Source organism: Clostridium sardiniense (genome assembly GCF_019753795.1).
Lineage (GTDB): Bacteria > Bacillota > Clostridia > Clostridiales > Clostridiaceae > Clostridium > Clostridium sardiniense.
In genome coordinates this window covers 24,366-44,831 of the sequence record NZ_JAIKTU010000018.1, presented here as the reverse complement: position 1 = coordinate 44,831, position 20,466 = coordinate 24,366, and the positions used below count along the sequence as shown (strand labels likewise).

General features: G+C 24.9%; 18 protein-coding genes and 1 pseudogene. 12 read left to right on the top strand and 7 right to left on the bottom strand.

The window, feature by feature from the left end:
* Positions 1 to 247 precede the first annotated feature (247 nt).
* From K5V21_RS17365 to K5V21_RS17340, 6 genes are all read left to right on the top strand, one after another.
* Entirely contained in the window at positions 248 to 829 is a 582-nt protein-coding gene (locus tag K5V21_RS17365; RefSeq protein ID WP_221862337.1) for a class D sortase, read from the top strand.
* 31 nt (positions 830 to 860) lie between these two features.
* Positions 861 to 1,376 (top strand): signal peptidase I, encoded by a 516-nt coding sequence (gene lepB, locus K5V21_RS17360; protein ID WP_245000771.1) that lies wholly within the window; start codon positions 861 to 863, stop codon positions 1,374 to 1,376.
* A 146-nt stretch (positions 1,377 to 1,522) separates the two neighbouring features.
* Positions 1,523 to 2,383 (top strand): Rpn family recombination-promoting nuclease/putative transposase, encoded by an 861-nt coding sequence (locus K5V21_RS17355; RefSeq protein ID WP_221862336.1) that lies wholly within the window; start codon positions 1,523 to 1,525, stop codon positions 2,381 to 2,383.
* A gap of 646 nt (positions 2,384 to 3,029) precedes the next feature.
* Complete coding sequence (gene tpx, locus K5V21_RS17350; RefSeq protein ID WP_221862335.1) at positions 3,030 to 3,518, top strand: thiol peroxidase; 489 nt, start codon at positions 3,030 to 3,032, stop codon at positions 3,516 to 3,518.
* A 696-nt stretch (positions 3,519 to 4,214) separates the two neighbouring features.
* Positions 4,215 to 5,138 (top strand): ParM/StbA family protein, encoded by a 924-nt coding sequence (locus tag K5V21_RS17345; RefSeq protein ID WP_221862334.1) that lies wholly within the window; start codon positions 4,215 to 4,217, stop codon positions 5,136 to 5,138.
* Between the two features lie 12 nt (positions 5,139 to 5,150).
* The gene (locus tag K5V21_RS17340) at positions 5,151 to 5,471 is read left to right on the top strand and encodes a hypothetical protein (protein WP_221862333.1); all 321 of its coding nucleotides are present in this window, start codon (positions 5,151 to 5,153) and stop codon (positions 5,469 to 5,471) included.
* 284 nt (positions 5,472 to 5,755) lie between these two features.
* Here K5V21_RS17340 and K5V21_RS17335 read toward each other — a convergent pair whose 3' ends face one another.
* The 7 genes from K5V21_RS17335 to K5V21_RS17305 form a co-directional block, all read right to left on the bottom strand.
* On the bottom strand, positions 5,756 to 7,114 hold the full coding sequence (locus K5V21_RS17335; RefSeq protein WP_221862332.1) for a RepB family plasmid replication initiator protein: 1,359 nt from the start codon (positions 7,112 to 7,114) through the stop codon (positions 5,756 to 5,758).
* Positions 7,115 to 7,824: 710 nt separating this feature from the next.
* Positions 7,825 to 8,274, bottom strand: coding sequence for a hypothetical protein (locus tag K5V21_RS17330; RefSeq protein ID WP_221862331.1), 450 nt, complete (start codon positions 8,272 to 8,274; stop codon positions 7,825 to 7,827).
* Positions 8,275 to 8,335: 61 nt separating this feature from the next.
* Positions 8,336 to 8,560, bottom strand: a complete 225-nt coding sequence (locus K5V21_RS17325; RefSeq protein WP_221862330.1) for a hypothetical protein — start codon at positions 8,558 to 8,560, stop codon at positions 8,336 to 8,338.
* Positions 8,561 to 8,910: 350 nt separating this feature from the next.
* Positions 8,911 to 9,369 carry a DUF4829 domain-containing protein gene (locus K5V21_RS17320; RefSeq protein ID WP_221862329.1) on the bottom strand — a complete coding sequence of 153 codons (459 nt, stop codon included), beginning with the start codon at positions 9,367 to 9,369 and terminating at the stop codon, positions 8,911 to 8,913.
* A 12-nt stretch (positions 9,370 to 9,381) separates the two neighbouring features.
* A complete protein-coding gene (locus K5V21_RS17315) occupies positions 9,382 to 10,515 on the bottom strand; it encodes an amidase domain-containing protein (RefSeq protein WP_221862328.1) in 1,134 nt (377 codons plus the stop codon).
* A 238-nt stretch (positions 10,516 to 10,753) separates the two neighbouring features.
* Entirely contained in the window at positions 10,754 to 12,202 is a 1,449-nt protein-coding gene (locus K5V21_RS17310; protein ID WP_221862327.1) for a replication initiation protein, read from the bottom strand.
* Between the two features lie 535 nt (positions 12,203 to 12,737).
* Entirely contained in the window at positions 12,738 to 13,724 is a 987-nt protein-coding gene (locus K5V21_RS17305) for a helix-turn-helix domain-containing protein (RefSeq protein WP_221862326.1), read from the bottom strand.
* A 447-nt stretch (positions 13,725 to 14,171) separates the two neighbouring features.
* Here K5V21_RS17305 and K5V21_RS17300 point away from each other — a divergent pair, with 447 nt between their 5' ends.
* The 6 genes and pseudogenes from K5V21_RS17300 (at position 14,172) to K5V21_RS17275 (ending at position 20,466) form a co-directional block, all read left to right on the top strand.
* Positions 14,172 to 14,567: a helix-turn-helix transcriptional regulator gene (locus tag K5V21_RS17300; RefSeq protein ID WP_221862325.1), complete on the top strand. Its 396-nt coding sequence runs from the start codon at positions 14,172 to 14,174 to the stop codon at positions 14,565 to 14,567.
* Positions 14,568 to 14,571: 4 nt separating this feature from the next.
* Positions 14,572 to 14,673, top strand: a pseudogene (locus K5V21_RS19435) (type II toxin-antitoxin system PemK/MazF family toxin); the annotation flags it as partial.
* A 38-nt stretch (positions 14,674 to 14,711) separates the two neighbouring features.
* A complete protein-coding gene (locus tag K5V21_RS17290) occupies positions 14,712 to 15,689 on the top strand; it encodes a CAP domain-containing protein (protein ID WP_221862323.1) in 978 nt (325 codons plus the stop codon).
* Between the two features lie 98 nt (positions 15,690 to 15,787).
* The gene (locus K5V21_RS17285; protein WP_221862322.1) at positions 15,788 to 15,952 is read left to right on the top strand and encodes a hypothetical protein; all 165 of its coding nucleotides are present in this window, start codon (positions 15,788 to 15,790) and stop codon (positions 15,950 to 15,952) included.
* Positions 15,953 to 16,112: 160 nt separating this feature from the next.
* Positions 16,113 to 18,638, top strand: a complete 2,526-nt coding sequence (locus K5V21_RS17280; RefSeq protein ID WP_221862321.1) for a SpaA isopeptide-forming pilin-related protein — start codon at positions 16,113 to 16,115, stop codon at positions 18,636 to 18,638.
* Positions 18,625 to 20,466, top strand: coding sequence for an isopeptide-forming domain-containing fimbrial protein (locus tag K5V21_RS17275; protein ID WP_221862320.1), 1,842 nt, complete (start codon positions 18,625 to 18,627; stop codon positions 20,464 to 20,466). The genes K5V21_RS17280 and K5V21_RS17275 overlap by 14 nt, the downstream gene beginning before the upstream one ends.

Genomic DNA, 20,466 nt, shown 5'->3' with positions numbered 1-20,466 from the left:
TTGATATGTTTGAAAATAAAAACATTTATGTTTCTTATTGTTATATATTGAATTATGTGGTATAATATTTTTGTACAGTTTTATACTAAAATTTACTAAAGTAAGAGGACTATTTAGTGATTGTACTAAATAGTTCTTAGTTCTGTGTATAAATACTTAATATGCGCTAACTTGTGATTTTCATTAAAAGGATCTTATTTTTATAATAAGATCCTTTTATTTTTATGATAACTAAGGAGGGTAAATAATGAAAATACTAAAACTAAGAAGAGTTATAATATTTATAGGTGTATTACTTTTTGTATTTGGAGTTGGAAAGATTATTTATAAGTTTATAGAAATAGAAATTGACAATAAAAAAATATCGAGAAATATAAAAGAATGGGATAGTAAAAAAATTGAAGTTAATAAGAATGATAAAAATAAAATAAATGTAGATGGAAAAATAATAGTAGGAAAAATAATAGTAAAGAAAACAGGAGAACAGATACCAATTATTAAAGGTGCTACAGAAGAAAATTTAAAAAATGGAGCTACATTATATGAAAATGGAATTTACCCAGGGGATAAAGGAACAGCGATAATATTAGGTCATAGAGAAACAACATTTGGTTTTTTAGAGGATATAAAAGATAATGATGAGATAGAAATTGAAGACTTAAAAAATACATATAAATTTAAAGTAAAAAAAGATTATATTACAAATCCGGAAGATTCCTCAATATTTGAGCAAAAAAATTACCCAAGCCTTACGTTAATAACTTGTTATCCGTTTCATTATCTAGGTAATGCTCCTGATAGATTTATAGTAAATCTTGATTTAATTTAAATAAATTATTATTGAAGGGAGTAGAAAAATATTGGATAAAAAATATAAAAATATAAAAAAAACTATATTTGAATTTGTTGGGGTAATATTAACCGTTATACTAATAAATAAATTTATTATATTTACAGCATATATACCAAGTGAATCTATGGTTCCTACATTAAATGTAGGCGATAGAGTAGCAGTTACTAGAGTATATAATCCGAGTAATTTAAAACGAGGGGATGTAATTATATTTAAGTCTGATGAACTTAATGAGATTCTTGTAAAAAGACTTATAGGGTTACCAGGAGATGAAATTGAATTCAAAGGAACTAATATATATGTTAATGGAAAAAAACTGAATGAGGACTATATAAATAATACTGTAAGTTTTGAAGGCCGATATAAGGTTCCAGATGATAGATATTTTTTCTTAGGAGATAATAGGAGTAATTCATTTGACTCAAGATATTGGAAAGAACCATTTATAAAGGGAAAAGATATAATTGGTAAAGTTCAATTTAGAATTTGGCCTTTAAAGAACATAGGAAGTATAAAAAAATAAGTAGTCTAATTATTATGAATTACATAAAAATACTTACAGTTATTATATTAATAGTAGGTAGTAGAAGTAATCATATATGATGTTTAGATAGATTTTAAATAAATAAATAAGATATAATAAAGATAAAAGGAAAAGGAGTGTTAAGAATGGTAATTAGAACATTGCTAAATCCACAGATAGACTTTGTATTTAAAAAAATATTTGGAACAGAAAAGAATAAGCCAATACTTATAGATTTTTTAAATGCAGTAATAAAACCAATAAATCCAATAAAAGAAGTAGAAGTAAAAAATAATGATATAGATAAAGAATTTATAGAAGATAAATTTAGTAGATTAGATATAAAGGCAATAACAAGTAATAAAGAGCATATAAACATAGAGATACAAGTTAAAAATGAGTATAACATGATACAAAGAACGTTATATTATTGGAGTAAGATGTATTCAGAGCAAATACAAAATAGAGAAAACTATAATAAGTTAGAGAGAACAGTATGTATAAATATATTAAATTTTAAGTATTTAGATAATGAAAAGTATCATAATGTATATAGGTTAAAAGAAATAACAACAAATGAAGAATTAACAGATATAGAAGAAATACATTTTATAGAACTTCCTAAGTTCAATGAGTTAGGAAATAAAGAAGATTTAGAAGATGTAGAAAAGATAGACGCATTAGGACGATGGTTAGAATTTTTAAAAGAACCCGAAAGTAATGTTGTAAGACAGTTGGAGTTAAGCTATGAGGAAATAAGATTAGCAAAAACTGAATTATATAGATTAAGTATGGATAGTAAAGAAAGAGAAAGATATAATATGAGAGAAAAGGCTATATATGATGAAATATCAGCTCTAGAAAATGCAGAGAAAAAAGGATTGGAGAAAGGAGAAAAAAATAAGGGTATAGAAGTAGCAAAAAAAGCACTAAGTAACGGGTTAGATATAAAAACTGTAGCAATAATAACAGGATTAAGTGAAGAAGAAATTAAAAATTTGAAATAAATAAAAAGAAGCCCTAAAGTTTTTCTTTAGGGCTTCTTTTTATTAAGAGTTTTATATAGAAAGCGTTCATTTCTGGAGTTTGATTAAATAGATAAATGATTATTTAAACTCGTATACAATATCCTCGTAAATGATTATTAATCACATAAAAAAACAAGGAGAATTCTAAAGAATTCAAAAAAAATCACCCCAACCCCTCAAGGGGCTAAATTTCTCTCTATTTAACTCCAAATAAAGACTTTTTCTAAATCCAATATAAAGATGGGGGAACTCCATCAAAGCTCTTAAAATAAAATATAGATACCTAATCAACAAACACATATAACAAGTACAACATGTCGTGCAACAAGCCCCCATTATAAAAATTCCTTATTACAATGATCTCCCTTTTTTCATTTAGTCTCATTTACGAGGATATTATTTAAAATATTAATATCCATTTATGATATAACAACAAACGTTAGATTATGAGTTTTTTATTATTTATACATCTTTTTATTTTATACATATTAAAATAAGATTTTATTAAGAAAACATTTAAATATAATCTATATAATTTATCTTTAAAAAGTATAAAATGTATTTGTATAAAGACTATAACTATATAATATTTATTATTTTTAATATACTTAAAGGAGTGACTAAAATGAATATAACATTAAATGGAAAAAAAGTATCAATTATAGGAACCGAAGTAAAAGTTAATCAAAAAGCACCTGATTTTACTTTATTAACTGATGAATTAAAATCAGTATCATTAAAAGATACAAAAGGAAAAAGAGTATTTTTAACAGTTCCTTCATTAGATACACCCGTGTGTGATTTAGAAATTAAAAGATTTAACAAAGAAGCTGTAAAATTTAAAGATACTACTATATATGCAATTTCAGTTGATTTACCATTTGCTCAAACAAGATGGTGTGATTCAGAAGGTATAAAAAATATAATTACACTTTCAGATTATAAGGATAGAATATTTGGAAAAAACTATGGCGTATACATAGATAATATTGGTTTATTAGCTAGAGCTGTATTTGTTATAGATGAAAATAATAAAGTTATATATGTTGAATATTGTAATGATGTAACTGATAATCCAAATTATTATAAAGTATTAGAAGTATTATCAAAATAATATTTCTAATACTTTATTTATTGATAATTTTTATGTAATTGTAAATACTATTTAGTTTATTATTTATAATTACATAAAAATTTTTATTAAATTAATAAAAATATCAACATGATTCACAAATAAAAAACCATCATTCAATAAGGAATGACGGTTTTTTATTTTAATTTTTTATAAAATGATTTGTCTGATTAATATAAATAAAGAAATAAACTTATTATAAAAATTAAAATATTATACTAAAAAAGTTTTTAATTAAATCAATCTTTATGATTTATGCATTTTTATACTCCAAAAATTCAAATAAACATATATAATTAAACCTTATATATTATTGCAAAAAATAAATATCATTATAAAATATTATTCGTAAAATTAATATATTGAGATTACAATATCTTTGTATTTAATTCTCAATATATAAATATCTTAAACATAAATCAACATATACTATTGAAATCACAATGTTAATATATTGTGATTTCAATATCTATTTCTGTATTATAAACCTCATATTTAAATTACAATATTAATACATTGTGATTTCAATATATACTAATATGCTAAATTCTTTATTATTGGTATATCAATATTATATTATTGACAACTCAATAACACCTATTTATAATTAACTTATATATTGAAAAATCAATAGTAAAATTTTGATCTATTAATAATGTTATTGTGGAGGTATAAAAAATGAATAAAACTAGTATAAAAACGCAAATAATAGGATTAGATATAGGTAGGGGGTACGTTAAAGGGTATACAGAAATAAATGGGATAGTTAAAGAATGCTTATTTAAAAGTATCATAGGGGAAGGTAGAGAACTAGATTTTAGTCAACATAATGATCCTATATTGATAGAATATTCTAATGAAGATTGGTTTGTAGGACTCCTAGCAGAAAAAGAAAGCCAAACACCTATTAGAAATAGTAAGGATAGTAAAATTAGCAATACAGTTCAAGTTTTAATGGCAGCAGCATTAAATAAATTAGCAGTTGAAGATAATATAAAAATAATGTTAGGTGTTCCATATAAATCATTTAGAAAGTCTGTTCTAGAAGAAATAATTGAAACATATAAAGGCAAAAACCTAAAAATAAAAGATAAAATTAATGGTGGATATAAAAATATTACTATTGCAGATATTATGATAGGTAGAGAAAGTGACGCTGCTCTTTACTGGCAGGTAAGAAACAATGAAAAAAATATTAAGCCAGTTGGTTTAGTAAGTATAGGTTTTAGAACTACTGAATTATCATATTTTGATAAAGGATTAAAGTTTAATGACAAAAAAAGTGATACTATTGAATTTGGAAATAGAAGTGTAATGTCAAATGTTAAAGATAAACTTATGGAACAAGGAATAATAAAGGATCTAAATGAAATAGATTCTAGTGATGATTACGATAACTTGAAAGAAAAGGCTTATATTATAGCAAGTGAAAATATAGAACAAACAGTAGAAGATAAATGGATTAACTTATCTGAAATGGATATTTTCATCGCTGGAGGAACAGTATTAAATATGAAGTTTGATAAACAATTCAAAATTGTTCAAGAACCTCAAATGGCTACTGCAAAAGGACTATGGTTAATGGGAACAATGAACTTCTAAAGGAGATATTATATGAAAAAAACAAAAGCATATAGTTTAGAGGAAGATGTTATTAGAACTATAGAGGAATATAAAAATAAATATAACCTTTCTAGTGCAAGTTCAGCATTAGAAAGAATTATACTAGTAGAATTACCTAAAAAAACAAATTTTGAGGAAATAAAAGGTATGATTAAAGACTTAAAAAATCATAGTTTTATTAATTATAGTGATGAAATAACAGTTGAAACTGAAAATATTGATGATATAGAAAATATAGAAAAAAAACTTCAAATAAAAAACTCTTCACTTGAAGATAGTTTTAAAAGCTCAATTGCTTCAATGCCTGAGTGATTTACTAATAAAAAAGAGTACTACCTTACTTTATAAAATTAAATATAGGTATTGCTCTTTTTATTTTATACATATTTAGATAAGAATTTATTTATATTTATTTAATATTATATATATAACTATATTTTATAATATTATAAACTTTACTTTTTTACTTTTGTAAAATTTTATAGCAAAAAAAGAGATTACTAGATTAGGAGAAGATAGTAATCTCTTTTTTTATTATACTAGTTTTAATTTTAAATCTATTTTTCTAACTAAATCAAATTATAAACATTTTTAATTTATTTAATAACTGATTTTAATTTTAAATTTGGTTCAATACTATTTATAAGCTCTAATAATATATCTTTATAATCTCTTTCAAACATATTTAGCGCAAAGAGATTTGAAAAATATAGCTGCACTTCATCTTTATTTCCTATATCTAACTTATCAACTCCGTATTTTAACCATGTTTTATATTTTACTTCACCAAAAATTGTTATAAGCTGTTCTTCTAAAAAGCTTTTTATTGTATCTATTTCTAAACTATATATAATTTCTTCTTTTTCCTGATCTATGTCATTTATTTTTAATTCACTATCATTATTTTTAAAGTTATCTTTTATTTGAGTATTTTCATCTTGATTATCCTTATCCCAACCCAATAATTTATTCTCTAAACTATCATAATCATATTCTCTTTGAATAAAGTCATTGAATACTATTTGTTTTTTATCTTCCACTGGTTCTATGAAATTATCACCTTTAACCATTTTAAGCATAAATCCAACTAAATTTTCTATATTTTGTGTTTTAGAATAATTATAAATCCTTTCTACTTTTTCTATATTGTTTTCTGCATTTGCTAATATTTTTTCTATATTTTTTTTACTTATTTTTTTTTCAAATAGATTATATAAATATTTGATATTTTCATCTTCAAATTTATCTAGTTCTATTTTATTTTCTACTTCTATAAAATTATTTTTATTTTTCTTATTTTCCTTTATATAAAATTTAAGAGCTGTTACTTTTCTCCCTGTTTTTATTTCTTCAAACTCAAATTCTATATCTGTTTTTTCTTTCAACTCTTTTTGAGCCTTTAATAAAATTTTCTGTTTAAATACTCCATATGTATTATACGTTTTTGAATCAGCTTCTAAAATAGATTTTAATTCATCAATATTTATTATAAAAGATTTTTTGAATATATTTGATTGAAGATTTTCATACATTCTAAGACTATAACAACTTCTTAATTTTAATGCATATTCTAATTTATAACTTGTATAATTGCTTTTTAATTTTAATAAATATGGTTTAAGTTTTCCACTAAACTCTAATTCAACTGTACCATTTGAGTATTCAGAACTACTTAACCACGATATTCTTATAAATTTATTATAATCTTTTTTTATAATAAATGTTTTTTCCATTAAACTTTTTATTACTTTATCTAAATTTTTATATGTACTTTTATCTTTTATATTTAATAAATCCATAAATTCTTTCACAGAAAAAGAATATGTTTTAAACTCACTATCATCTGGCTGAACTAAACTAGCTAAAGTTAATATAAGTTTTTGTTCTTGCAAATTTAAATTGTATCTTGCTTTTATTAATTCATTACTCTTACTAACTAAATTATTTTTATTCAATTTAAATCCCTCCTAAAACCATTATACCATAAATATACCTTTTATAAAGTTTAGGTATATTTAGGTATGAAAAAGGTATATTTATGGTATGAAAAAGGTATATTTGGGTATGAAAAAGGTATATTTATGGTATGAAAAAGGTATATTTGGGTATGAAAAAGGTATATTAAAAAATGAGAGGCATTGAAAACACTAGGCTAGAATGGTGTCCTAAACATATTAAACAATATAAACATATTAAACAATATATAAACAACAACAATATAGTTATATATAATATTTATATATATAGAGAAAATAATATCGAATATATGGGAGCTAGTTGTTGTTTTATGGAACAATATCTAAATATAGACTTATAAGTTAAATTTATAGCGCCAAAAATCGATTTTAAGGGATTTTTATCTGATAAGGTCTATTTATACCAAAAACTATTTTTAAAGGCAAATAGGGGTGATTTTAAGCGAAATAGATATATTAAAAACAAAAAGGTGGACTAGCAATATAAAATTGAAAAATTTTTCAACTTATTTTTATTTAAATTTATCTGTAAGAATATTACATTTTCTTGTTAAAAAAGAGATTAACAAATACGTTAATCTCTTTCACATAATCTTTTACTTTTCCTATGGATCTACCTCGCACTAATATTTCTTATTCACCTAAATTATATTTTTGAATATGATGTTTTGGGTTAGAACTATTAGGTTTTAATTTTGATTTGTATTTGTTTCTTCTCCATACATTTCTTTCTCGCTTACACCATGCATTTCTTCTCCATTTATATTAATAATCAATCTTCCTTTTTCATAATTTTTGAGTAATATTTTTACATTTTCAGCAGAGCCTTCTGTATATCCTATTATAGTGAAAAGTTCTTTCTGATTTTTTGTATTAATATACTCTAGTTGAATGCTTGCTGCTCCTTCTGTAAATTCTTTTTCTGGATCTATTTTAATTTTATAATTTTCATTTGATTTTATTGTTGGAATATTTATGTCGTTTCTCAACGATTTTGAAGTTATTTTTAAATTATTTATTGTTGAATTTGTATTGTTTTTAATTTCTATATTTATATAATTTTTAGAGAAGATTGTAAAGTATATTAAAACTGAAAATAATATAATTGTTATTAATATTATAAATACTTTTTTATTCATGATATTTACCTTCTTCCACTAGAATCGTAACTGTAAGTTTATTATTTATAATTTTCCATAGTCATCCGTTATTGATGTATTTAACAACAGTTTCTGGATTACTTTTTTCTTTTTCAAGTACTATATTATTTATTTTATCAAAGTCTGTATCTGTTAATATTTTGACTCTATTTTCAATAATGTTTTGATAATATTCTTTATATTGATTATTTTTTCCTATAATAGGAGTAGAATTATTAGCAAGTTCATTAGCTTTTTCTAATACAGGTTGATCTATTATAGACATTGTTAGCACTCCACTTAATATAGGACTAGTTATTTTTTTTATTATTCATAATAAATTCCCCCTTCTATTTTAATATAAGTTTGAGGGAAATAAGGTGTAAATACAAGTCTTATAAAATTATGAATTTTATGGTAATATAATATAGTCGGATAAAATAATTTTAAAAATACAAATAGCTACTTTAACAACTGTATTTAATTTTTAAAATTTAGAAAAATAGTTACTTATACTAAATAAAAAAGGATGATTTTTTTAAAATCATCCTTTTTAAATGGTTTAAAATCATTAAAATATTCAATTTAAGTTAAGCTATTTTATGAAATATTTTTATATAAGGCATAATTAAAGTATCATTGGCCTATATCATCTATTTTCCATTTTCTACTACCATGTTCTTTAATCAAGAAATATTTTTTTATATATTCTCCGCTATCAGTAACTGCTTTATTATCATCTTTATATTTTATATCATATTTAACTTGATATATTTTTATATCATTTATTGATAAATCATGATAAAGTGATCCGTTCCCATTATGCATATATGTGTTATAAATAGATTCATCATTTATAACTTCTATATCAAGCAATTTCATACTTTCTATATTTTTTATAGTTTCTAAACCTTCATTTGATATTCTATAATTATAAGTACGACAACTGTTTAATTTATTGATATTCTGTGTATCCATATATTTTATATAATCTTTTATTACGCTTTCAGGTGAATTACCAATTCTTATAAAGATAAAAAGCATACTAAATACAAATACAAATGCTATTACTGTAATTTTTAATTTCTTATTCATACTGGTTCCATATTATGATAATCTTAAAGTTCTTGCATTTGAATATGTTGAAGATGGATAATAATTTCTTACTGACACATTATAAGCTTTATTACTATGAGCTGAAACATAACAATTGCCATATCGATGATTAGTATACGTAACAATAACTGAATGACTCCAATTGTTCTTAGATTTATTAAACAATTGAATTACGTCCCCTTCATTACCATAAGCTTGTCCTACAGTTTCTTTTGCATAACCCTTATTTAATAACCAATTTCTTAATTCAATTACTCTTATCCAAGCAGGACACCATTTATCCTTATACCAAGTCTTATCGGTTGGAAGCCCTCCTGCATGTAATGCACTAGAAACGAAATAAGTACAATTGTCACCTGGCCATACCTCATTATCATATACATGCTGAAGAGCCCAAGATGCAGCTTTAGATCCATTATAACGTGGATATAATCTAGTACTACTGTTTAAATTATCTTTAGATAATTTAATATTTTTTTTCATATCCGATTTATATTGATTTATAGAATCATTTATTACTTTTAAATTAGAAGTAACTTTTTCTATTTTTTCATTAATATATTTATTAAAATTATAATCTATAGAAAAGTCAGTTTCTATATTTTTTATATCTTCTATTTCTGATAGTGAATCATCAAAAATATCTTTATCAACCAATATATTTCCATTTTCTTCTTTAAGATATATTATATGATGCTCTTTAATACCACTTGTAACATCCACACCTTCATATTGGAATGTAACATCATTATTAACATCAACTTTTATAAATCCATTAACAATATCTATTGAATTTATATTTATATTCATTTTGTACCATTCAATTTTTTCGCTAATTTCTTCACGCCATTTATGCTCATATTGTGATTTAAGCTTATCATAAGTTTTTTGCAAACTATCTTTTGCAATGTATTCATTATTTATGATTTTTACTTCTTTTGCTTCTTCCCATTTATTACTCAAGTATCCATGTAGAGTTTTTTGTATTTCTACATCATTCACTTGAACTATAGATTCAAATTTTTTATTTTGTATAGTATCGGCCTTAACAAGATCAGTTGATGATATCCCCATAAGAATAACCATTGCTCCTGCAATTGATTTTATTAAATTAGTTTTTTTCATATTCCATCCTCCCATATTAAAACAATATAACTAAATTTTAACATGGAAATAATTTCATTAAAAGACTATAATTTGTTATTTAATTTTGATATACTAAGACTTATATCCATTAAAATCCAAATAACACTTTAATAACCAAACCATATTTCTTGTTTATCTTAATTATTCAGTCTAAGTAATTTTATTTTTAAAATATACTGTTAATTGAATCTTTTATAATAAAAAAAGTAGATTAAATTTAATCTACTTTAACAAGTGTATTTAATTTTAATAATGGTTCAATGCTATTTATAAGTTCTAGTAAAACATCTTTATAATCTCTTTCAAACATACTTAATGCAAATGAATTTGTAAAATAAAAGTGTACTATATTTTGATCATCTATATCTAAATTATCTACCCCATATTTTAACCATGTTTTATATTTTACTTCTCCAAAAATTCCTTTTAGTTGTTCTTCTAAAAACATCTTTACTGTATCTATTTCTGAACGATATATAATTTCTTCTTTTTCTTCTTCCTGCTCTATATCATTTATTTCTAATTCATTATCATTATTTTTTAAATCGTCTTCTATTTGAATATTTTCATCTTGATAATGTCTTAATAGATTATCTTCTAGTTTATCAAAATCATACTCTCTTTGAGGAAAATCATTAAAAGTTATTTGTTTTTTATCTTCTATTGGTTCTACGAAATTATCTCCCTTAACCATTTTAATCATAAATCCAACTAAATTATCTATATTTTGTGTTTTAGAATAATTATAAATTCTTTCTATTTTTTCTATATCATTTTCTGCATTTTCTAATATTTTTTCTATGTTTTTTTTTCTTATTTTTTCTTCAAATAGCTCATATAAATATTTAATATTTTTATCTTCAAACACATCTATTTTTCTTTCTTTTTCTTCTTCATCTTGAACTATATCATTTTCTTTTTTCTCTTTAATTTCTTCTATTTTATTTTCTATTTTTGCAAAATTACTATCTTTTTTATTTTTTAAATTTTCTTTTATGTAAAATTTAAGAGCGGTTACTTTTCTACCTGTTTTTATTTCTTCAAACTCAACATAAATATCAGTAAATTTATTAACTTCTTCTACTGAAATATTTATAACTTTTTCTTTTAATCTATTATATTTTTCATAAGATTTCTGTTTCAAATCTAAAATATCCCTTATAGTTCTTAATTCTATACAAAATTCTCTTTTGATCTCATTTGCTTTAAATAATTGATAAAATCTTAGTGAATATTTGCTTGAAAAACTTAATGGATTATATAATTTATATTTAGAAAAATATTTTTTCAATTCCAATAGGTAAGGAGCTATTTTAGGACTAAATTCTAATAAAACTTTACTTAAATTTTTCTTATATTCAGCAGTACTTAAAAAAGTTCCTTGCATAAAACATTCATTTCCTAGTTCGTCATTGTATTTAAATAAAATTAGCTTACTAACCAATTCAGCAGTTATTTTAGGTAGCTCTTTATAGATATTCTCTTTACTAACCTCTAAAATTTCAGCTAATTCAGTTACTGAAAATTCAATTTCCTTAAATTTATTATCATTTGGTTGTACATTTGAAGCCAAAATCATTATTAATTTTTGAGAATTTATAGATAAATTATATTTGCTATATGCTAAATCATTACTATGTGAAACTATATAATTTTTTTTAATCAAAAAAATCACCTCAAAGAAATAATATCATAACTAAAAGCAACCTTCAACAAACTAAGTTGTTTTAACTAACTAAAAGTTGTTTTTAACTAACTAAAAGTTGTTTTTAACTAACTAAAAGTTGCTTTTAAAAATGGTAACCATTGAAAATACTGGACTCAAAGGGTGTCCTAAACATATTAAACAATATAAACATATCAAACAATATATAAACAACAACAATATAGTTATATATAATAGAGAATAATATCAGATATATGTAAATTAGTTGTTGTTTTATGGAATAATATCTAAATATAAACTTATAAGTTAAATTTACAACGTCTAAAATCGATTTTAAGAGGTTTTTGTCTGATAAGGTCCTATTCCTACCAAAAACTACTTTTGGAGATAAATAAGGGTAATTTCGAGCTAAATAGATGTATTAAAAATAGAAAGTTGGACTAGCAATATAAAATTGAAAAATTTTTCAGATTATTTTTATATAAATTCATCTATAAGAATATTATATTTTTTTAAAAAGAGATTAACAAATACGTTAATCTCTTTCACTTTGTATCAAATAATCTTTTACTTTTCCTATGTATCTTCCTTGTACTAATATTTCTTCTTCATCCAAATTATATTTTTGAGTATGATGTTTTGGGTTAGAACTATTGGGTTTTAATATAATTTCATTGCCATGTCTATAATAATATTTAATGGTACTATCACTATCATTTAATAAAGTAACTGCTGCAATTTCTCCATTTTCTACACAGTTAGTTCCTTGTATTAAGATTTCTTCTCCATCATCAACTATATTGTTCATACTATCTCCACTGACTTTTAATATATAAAATTCTTCTAAGTTATCTTCTGTTAATGGTCTTTTTAACTCTAAAGTTCTTAATTCATCAATTATTGGTTCTTCACTGTATTTTGGAACTCCTGCTGAAATAGGTAAATCGTAAACTGGTATTTTAACAGATTTCTTTTTCTTAGAATAATCATCTATATTTTTTTCTTTTGATGTTTTTTCATCAGATAAATTTTTTAAATCTATTGATAATTCACTTGAAAATTCAGTATCGTTTTTAGTATTTTTAAAATTATTATTTTCTTGAGAATTACTTTCTAAAAATTTTATTAGAGTATCAATCTCTTTAATTTTATTTGGAATATCTTCATATAACAATTTTTCTAATCTTTTAATTTCTAAAGGAATATCTAATTGTTGTTTAATCAATTCTTTTTTTTCATTTTTAAATTTTTCTAAAAATAAAATTTTTGAATAATTATTAATATTAAATTTATTAGAATTAATTTGATTAGGTATTTCAAAATCATCTAAAATTAATTCTTCAATAGAACAATTAAAAAAATTTGATAACTTTAATAATGTCAATAAATCAGGCTCTCTGTTTCCAAGTTCATAATTTGAAAGTCTCTGTCTAGATATATTTAATTTTTTTGATAGTTCTAATTGAGTTAAGTTTTTTTCTAATCTAAATTTTTTCAAGTTATTTGGAATATTTAGTCTCATATAAATCACCTCTAAATCACCTTATTACAGCCTATGAAACAAAACGAAGCAAAAATAAAGAAACGAATTGTTGACAAGGCTATTTTTTTTTGTTATCTTTGATATAAGGAAGTTGGAAAATTTAATTAAATTTAGTTTTTTCAACCGATTTCATAAAATTTAAATTTTTGACTTTGTGAATTGATTGAGGGAAGGAAAATGACCCCTCAATCAGACAACATAGTCATAGTTATATTATTTTTTATAAGTTATGTGATTTTTAAATTAGTTTTAAAGTAAGGGAAAAATTGAAAAATGACCCCTCACTTGAACTACATAGTCACAGTTCTGTAATTTTATACTTTATTTATGAATTGAGTTTGAATAAATATACATTTTAAAGAAATGACCCCTCATTCAAACTACATAGTCATAATTATATACTTTTTTTAGAATGGGGGAATGTATTTGGAGAAAGAAAAAGTTAAAAAGTTCATTTTATCTTTATATAAAGCGGGATTTGTCCCGTCTGAGATTTCAGAAGAATTAGAGATAAGTGTACACACTGTAAAGAACTATATTAAGAGAAATATTCGGACTAGAGAAGATTTTGCTAAAATAAAGGCGTTACATGAAAAAAGAAAAAAACACAGATTTGAAATTGAAAAATTAAATAGACATATAAGAAGATGTGCTAAAAGAGAAATTGACAATAGATTGAAAAAATCAATGAATACAGAGCAGCTAGTAATTAATTGTAAAAGTGCTTATAGAACTACAAAGAATGGTATATTACACTATAAATATGATGAAAGTACTAGACCTATAGATTTACCTAAAAGATATATTCCTATTGTGAGGTGATTTCGTGAGGTGTAAAAGGGGAGATGTTTTTTGGTGCAATATAGATAATTCAATAGGGTCGGAGCAAGATGGTACAAGACCAGTAGTTATAATACAAAATGACATAAGTTTAGATTTAATTGAGAAAGAGAGGGTACATAGTATATGAATAAAGAGAAGATTTTAAATTGGGTAAAAGCAAATAAAAAAGGTGTAGGAATTATTGGTGGAGCATTAGCAGGTATTATATTAATTGGTGGGGGATACAGTATATATAGATATACAAATAAATCTTTGCAAGTTGCAGAAAATAAGGAAAGTGACACTTTATTAAAGCAGGAAGAAACTGTAGAAGGAACATCAGATAAGGCAGATGAGAATATAGATAGTAAAAAAGACAATGAAGAAAATGGACCAGTAGATAATCAAGAAAATAAATCGGAAGATAAGACTAATAGTAATACAACTGAAAATTCACGAGAAAATAATAATGAGAAAACAGATGAAAAATCACATAATGGTAATAGAGTAGATAGTACAGGCAATGGTAGTTCTTCAAAAGGAAATAGTCAATCAAGTTCAAGCACTGGAGGGACTGGAAGCAATAATCAAAATGGTAAACCAAGCAGTAGTTCAAGTTCATCAAGTAATGGTAGTCAATCAAAGCCAAATACATCAAGCTCAAGTAAGCCAAGTGGTAATGGGAATACATCAACTTCAAAACCAAGTAAACCTAATAAACCTAGTACAAATAATAAACCATCAAAGCCAGTTGAAAAACCATCAAAAACACAAAGAACATGGCAATATATGAGTTCATTATCACAACAAACATTTAATGCACTTAATAATTATAGAAGAAGTCATGGTGTTAAAGCATTAGAATATTCAAGTAGTGAACAAGCAAGGGCTAAATCACAAGCTGAATATAACGCAAAGACAAAAACATATGGACATGATTTTGACCAAATAAGTTTAGGGCAAACAAAAGGAGATGCACAAGCATATATAAATCAATGGGCAAATTCAGCAGGGCATAAGAAAAATATGCTAGATAAAGAAAATACTACAGGAGCTGTAGCTGTATATAAAGATAGTGAAGGTATATATTATGTTGTAGCGAGCTTTGGTTATGATTGGTAGAATAAGCTATTTATAAGAATTGTTTTTTATGACTTAGAGTAAAAGTTACTTTAGGTCATTTTATTTGCTTGAATTTAAATTATAGGAGTTGTCTTTGAATGGGGAGAGCAGAGGTTAGAGTGAAAAAAGATCAAGAAATGAAGCAGAAAGCAAATATATTAAAACCTTGGGAAAATAGACCTATAGGTAGTTTTGAAAGTTGTATGAATGATTTAAAGGGGCAATATAAATTTGCAAATGATTTGGTAAAAAAAAGAAAATGAAAAGACATTAGTTAATTGTTAACTAATGTCTTTTTATTAATTTAAGAGTATTTAGATTTAGAAGAATTGGAAGGAGATTAATATGGTTAAAAAAATAAGGAGTCCTCCATCAAGGAGTTTTTTAGTGTGTAAAATGAAAAAATTTAAGGAGGGAATGAATGTGATTTTAAAAAAGATAAAAAATCATATAAACCATTATGGTAAAAGAATAGTGGCAACTGCATTGTTATTTGTGTTAACAACGCCACTTGTGGCTAATGCAACAGAAATAGTTAAATCTACAAGGCAGACATTGAAAGTAAATCAAATATCTTCACCACTGGGGTATATTTGGGACACTAACGGAAATAAATTTATGTTTCCTGCTAAAAAGTTTAGTGATGGTTCTTATGCTTATTGTTTAGAGCATAATAAAGCTACACCAAACGGGGTTACTTATAACTCGGGGAGAAATCTTGATAATGGAATAGCTTATATTATTAAATCTCAACCTAATACGGGAGATTGGAAGAAGGATTATTATGTAAGACAAGGAGCGATTCATTATTATCTTGGTCAATGTAATTGGATAAAGAATGCTATAGGTGATATAGGACTTAGAAATAAGATAATAAATTTATCAAATGAAGCAAAAAAGCATAGAAATGTAGATAAAGCAAGTGAGTTAAGTATTACTGCAAGTCCTAGAATGAATGACTTTAAACTCTATAGTAATGGTTATTATGAGAGCAATTGGATTAATGTATCTATAAAAGGTAATTTAACAAGCTATAGTATGGACATTAAAAATGCACCAAAAGGAACACAAATTGTAAATGGAGCAGGCAAAGTTGTAACTACTTTAACTAAAAATGATAAAAGGTTCTATTTAAGAGTTCCGAAAAATAATGCAATAAATACTGATATTAAATTAAGGCTTAGAGGTAATTTTATAAGTGATAAGGTAGTTGAGTTTATACCAGTTCAAAGTGGTTATCAAAAGGTAGCGAAGTTAGAAAGTTTACCAACAAATCAAAATGATAAGGAATTTGTAACTGCAAGATTAAGACCAACTGGAGATTTTGAAGTTGTTAAGAAAAATGATGAAGGGAAGTTACTTAAAGGAGCAACTTTTAGTATCTATAATGTTGATGGAGTTACTAAGTACAGAACGCAAACAACTGGAGATAATGGTAAATTAAAATTTGAAAAGTTAAATGTTGGAGAATATATTCTTAGAGAATATAAAGCACCAGTTGGACACATTATAAAAACTAAAGATACTAAAATCAAAGTAAATGCAGGCAGTACAAATACTATTAACATAGTTAATAATATTATCAAAGGTAGATTAAAGATTATCAAAGTAGATGAAGAAAATGGAGATAAGCTACTTGATGGTGCAGAGTTCGATATAAAGGATAAAACAACTGATAAGGTAGTGGATCATGTTATAACTGATAAAAATGGTGAAGCCATAACAAAGTTACTACCATATGGAGAATACTATGCACAAGAAACTAAAGCTCCGAATGGATATATTTTAAATGGCAAGAAATACTTTGCAACTATAACTGAAAATATGCAAACTGTAACAATAAATGCAGTTAATAGGTTAATTAAGGGTTCAATCTCAATTCATAAGATAGATAAGGAAACAAAAGAAGGTCTTGCAGGAGTTGAATTTAACGTATTAGATGATAAAAATAATGTCTTAGAAACTGTTGTTACTGATGAGAATGGAAATGCTAAAACAAAAGAATTACCAATTGGTAATTATAGCTTTGTTGAGGTTAAGGGTTTAGATGGATATGTAATAGACAATACACCTATTAAGGTTAATATAACCGAAAGTAAAGAGTATAGCTTTACTGTTGAAAATGAAAAGTTAACAGGTTCAATGGAGCTATTAAAGTTAGATGAAGATACAAAAAAATCAATGAAAGATGTTGAGTTTAAGGTAATCGGATTAGATGGTTTTGATAAAGATAAAGAATTCAATTTAAAGAGTAATGAAGAAGGTAAGGTAGTATTAAGTGGACTTCATAAGGGAAAGTTTAGATTAATTGAAGTTAAAACATTAGATGGATATATCTTAAATACAGAGCCTATGGACTTTGAGATAGTTGAAAATGGACAAGTAGTAAAATTAGAAATGACAAATAAATCAAAATCACGTCCTTTTAAGATTAAAGTTATTAAGGTAAATGAAAAAAATACTGCTTTAGAAGGAGCAGAGTTCACTTTATACTCTGATAAAGATTGTAAAAATGAAATAGGCAAAGCGATTTCAAATAGCAGCGGAGAGTTATTATTTGAAAATTTAAAGGTTGGTGTTAAGTATTATCTAAAAGAAACTAAAGCTCCAGAAGGGTATAGAATACCTGTAGATTCTAATGGTAAACCACATGTTTATGAGGTAGTAGTTACTAAAAATAACTGGGTTACTGGAGAATTTATTACCACTATAGATGGTAAAGAATACAATCAAAACTCAACAAGTGGTGATATTCATGTAGAAGGAAATATTAAAGATAGAGTAATAAGTATACAAGTAGTAAATTATACATCTATGAAACTACCATCTACTGGTTCTAAGGCTATGATACCTTTAATAGTAGTTGGAATTAGTTTAATAGGTGTATCTTTTTTATTACTTAAAAAAGTAAGTAGGAAGGAAAATAGGGGGGAATATGATGAAACGTAAATTTTTGAAATGTATAGCAACGTGCTTTTTAGTAACAGGAGTTATGACAACGAATTTTTTGCCAGTAATGGCTCACGCTGATAATATAAAGCAACAAGTGACATTTGCTTTTACTACAAAATCTACACCAAATGGTATAGCTGATTTTGGTAATGGAAAAGCTAGTATAACTATAAATGGTAATAATTCAAATCAAAGTTTAATAGGGAAGAAATTTAATGTTTATAAGCTATTTAATGCTCAAAGTTCTGCTAGTGGTGATTCTATTAATTACACAGTAAATCCAGAGTATTCACAAGCTTTAAAAAACATTATAGGTGAAAGATTAAACAAAAATTCTAATGATGTTACAGAGTATGAAATAATAGATTATATTCAATCTCTAAATAATAATAAGGTTGAAGGTTCTAATCATAATCAAGCTAATGAGGGGAGATATAGTGATTTTAGATACTTTGTAGAAGATTTAAGAAATGAAATTGTTAAGTTAGGAATTAAATCAGATGTTGTTGACGTGACAGAAGTCAGAAAAGATAATAGTATACAACTTACTGGGTTAGAGTTTGGGTATTATATAGTTGATGAATCATCAGCAGTTGCAGGTACTCATTCTGCAAGCTCTTTATGTATGGTAAACACTGCTAATCCTAATGTTACTATGCAAGTTAAATCAGATTTTCCAACTGTAATTAAGAAAATAAAAGAAGATGATAATATAAATTCTGTTGGTAATAATGGGTGGAATGATATAGCCGATTATGAGATAGGTCAAACAGTACCTTATAAGTTTGAGTCTAACGTACCTAATATGAACGGGTACAACACTTATTATTATGCATGGAGAGATAAGATGGACAAAGCTCTAACATTCCATAAGGATTCTGTTTCTATTAAGATTTCAGATGAAAGTGGAAAATCTTATACAGTGAAAAGTAATGAATTCAATGTTATAGAAAATCCAAGCAATGGAGAAACATTTAAAGTTGAAATTAAAGATATTAAGGCTATTGTAGATAGAGAGTTCAATCAAAAAAATAGTTTAGGCGAGAATATATATGGGCAGAAGGTTACTTTATCTTATAATGCTACTTTAAATGATAAGGCAAGTAATGATACTGGTAGACCAGGGTTTGAGAACGATGTTAAATTAGAGTTCTCAAATAATCCAGATGGTTATGGAAATGGTTCTATTGGTGAAACACCATGGGACACTGTAGTATGCTTTACTTATAAAATTAATGGCTTAAAAGTAAATGACAATAATGTAAAGCTAGAAAATGCTAAGTTTAGATTATATTCTGATAAAGAGTGTAAAAATGAAGTTTACGTTAAAAAGGGTGCTAATGGATATATCGTAATAAATAGAGATAGTGCTACGAGTGGAGTTCCAGCAGGAGCAGTTGAAATGGCTTCTAATGCAAACGGAATGTTTAATATTATTGGTTTAGACCAAGGTATTTACTACTTAAAAGAAACTCAAGCTCCAAATGGCTATAGACCGTTACTTGATCCAATAGAGATAAAAATTGTTCCTACATTCACAAATGATAGAAACTCTTATATTAAGGGTGATGGTGCAACAGATAAAACTTTAGTTAAATTAGATGCCACTGCAAAAGTTAAAGGCTTTTGGGGTGGTATTTTTAGTGAAGATAATTTAAATTTAGATACTGATGTTAACAAAGGTTCTTTGAATGTAACAGTTGTAAATAAAGCTACAAAGAAACTACCTGCAACGGGTTCTAGTGCTACTTTATACTTAGTAGGGATTGGATTAAGTTTAATGACTGCTTCAACAGTGTTATTAAAGAAAAATAAGAAAAAATAA

Coding starts and splice junctions, on each gene's coding strand:
- K5V21_RS17365 (WP_221862337.1), top strand. CDS start 248: ATGAAAATACTAAAACTAAGAAGAGTTATAATATTTATAGGTGTATTA.
- K5V21_RS17355 (WP_221862336.1), top strand. CDS start 1,523: ATGGTAATTAGAACATTGCTAAATCCACAGATAGACTTTGTATTTAAA.
- tpx (WP_221862335.1), top strand. CDS start 3,030: ATGAATATAACATTAAATGGAAAAAAAGTATCAATTATAGGAACCGAA.
- K5V21_RS17345 (WP_221862334.1), top strand. CDS start 4,215: ATGAATAAAACTAGTATAAAAACGCAAATAATAGGATTAGATATAGGT.
- K5V21_RS17340 (WP_221862333.1), top strand. CDS start 5,151: ATGAAAAAAACAAAAGCATATAGTTTAGAGGAAGATGTTATTAGAACT.
- K5V21_RS17330 (WP_221862331.1), bottom strand. CDS start 8,274: ATGAATAAAAAAGTATTTATAATATTAATAACAATTATATTATTTTCA.
- K5V21_RS17325 (WP_221862330.1), bottom strand. CDS start 8,560: ATGTCTATAATAGATCAACCTGTATTAGAAAAAGCTAATGAACTTGCT.
- K5V21_RS17320 (WP_221862329.1), bottom strand. CDS start 9,369: ATGAATAAGAAATTAAAAATTACAGTAATAGCATTTGTATTTGTATTT.
- K5V21_RS17315 (WP_221862328.1), bottom strand. CDS start 10,515: ATGAAAAAAACTAATTTAATAAAATCAATTGCAGGAGCAATGGTTATT.
- K5V21_RS17305 (WP_221862326.1), bottom strand. CDS start 13,724: ATGAGACTAAATATTCCAAATAACTTGAAAAAATTTAGATTAGAAAAA.
- K5V21_RS17290 (WP_221862323.1), top strand. CDS start 14,712: ATGAATAAAGAGAAGATTTTAAATTGGGTAAAAGCAAATAAAAAAGGT.
- K5V21_RS17285 (WP_221862322.1), top strand. CDS start 15,788: ATGGGGAGAGCAGAGGTTAGAGTGAAAAAAGATCAAGAAATGAAGCAG.
- K5V21_RS17275 (WP_221862320.1), top strand. CDS start 18,625: ATGATGAAACGTAAATTTTTGAAATGTATAGCAACGTGCTTTTTAGTA.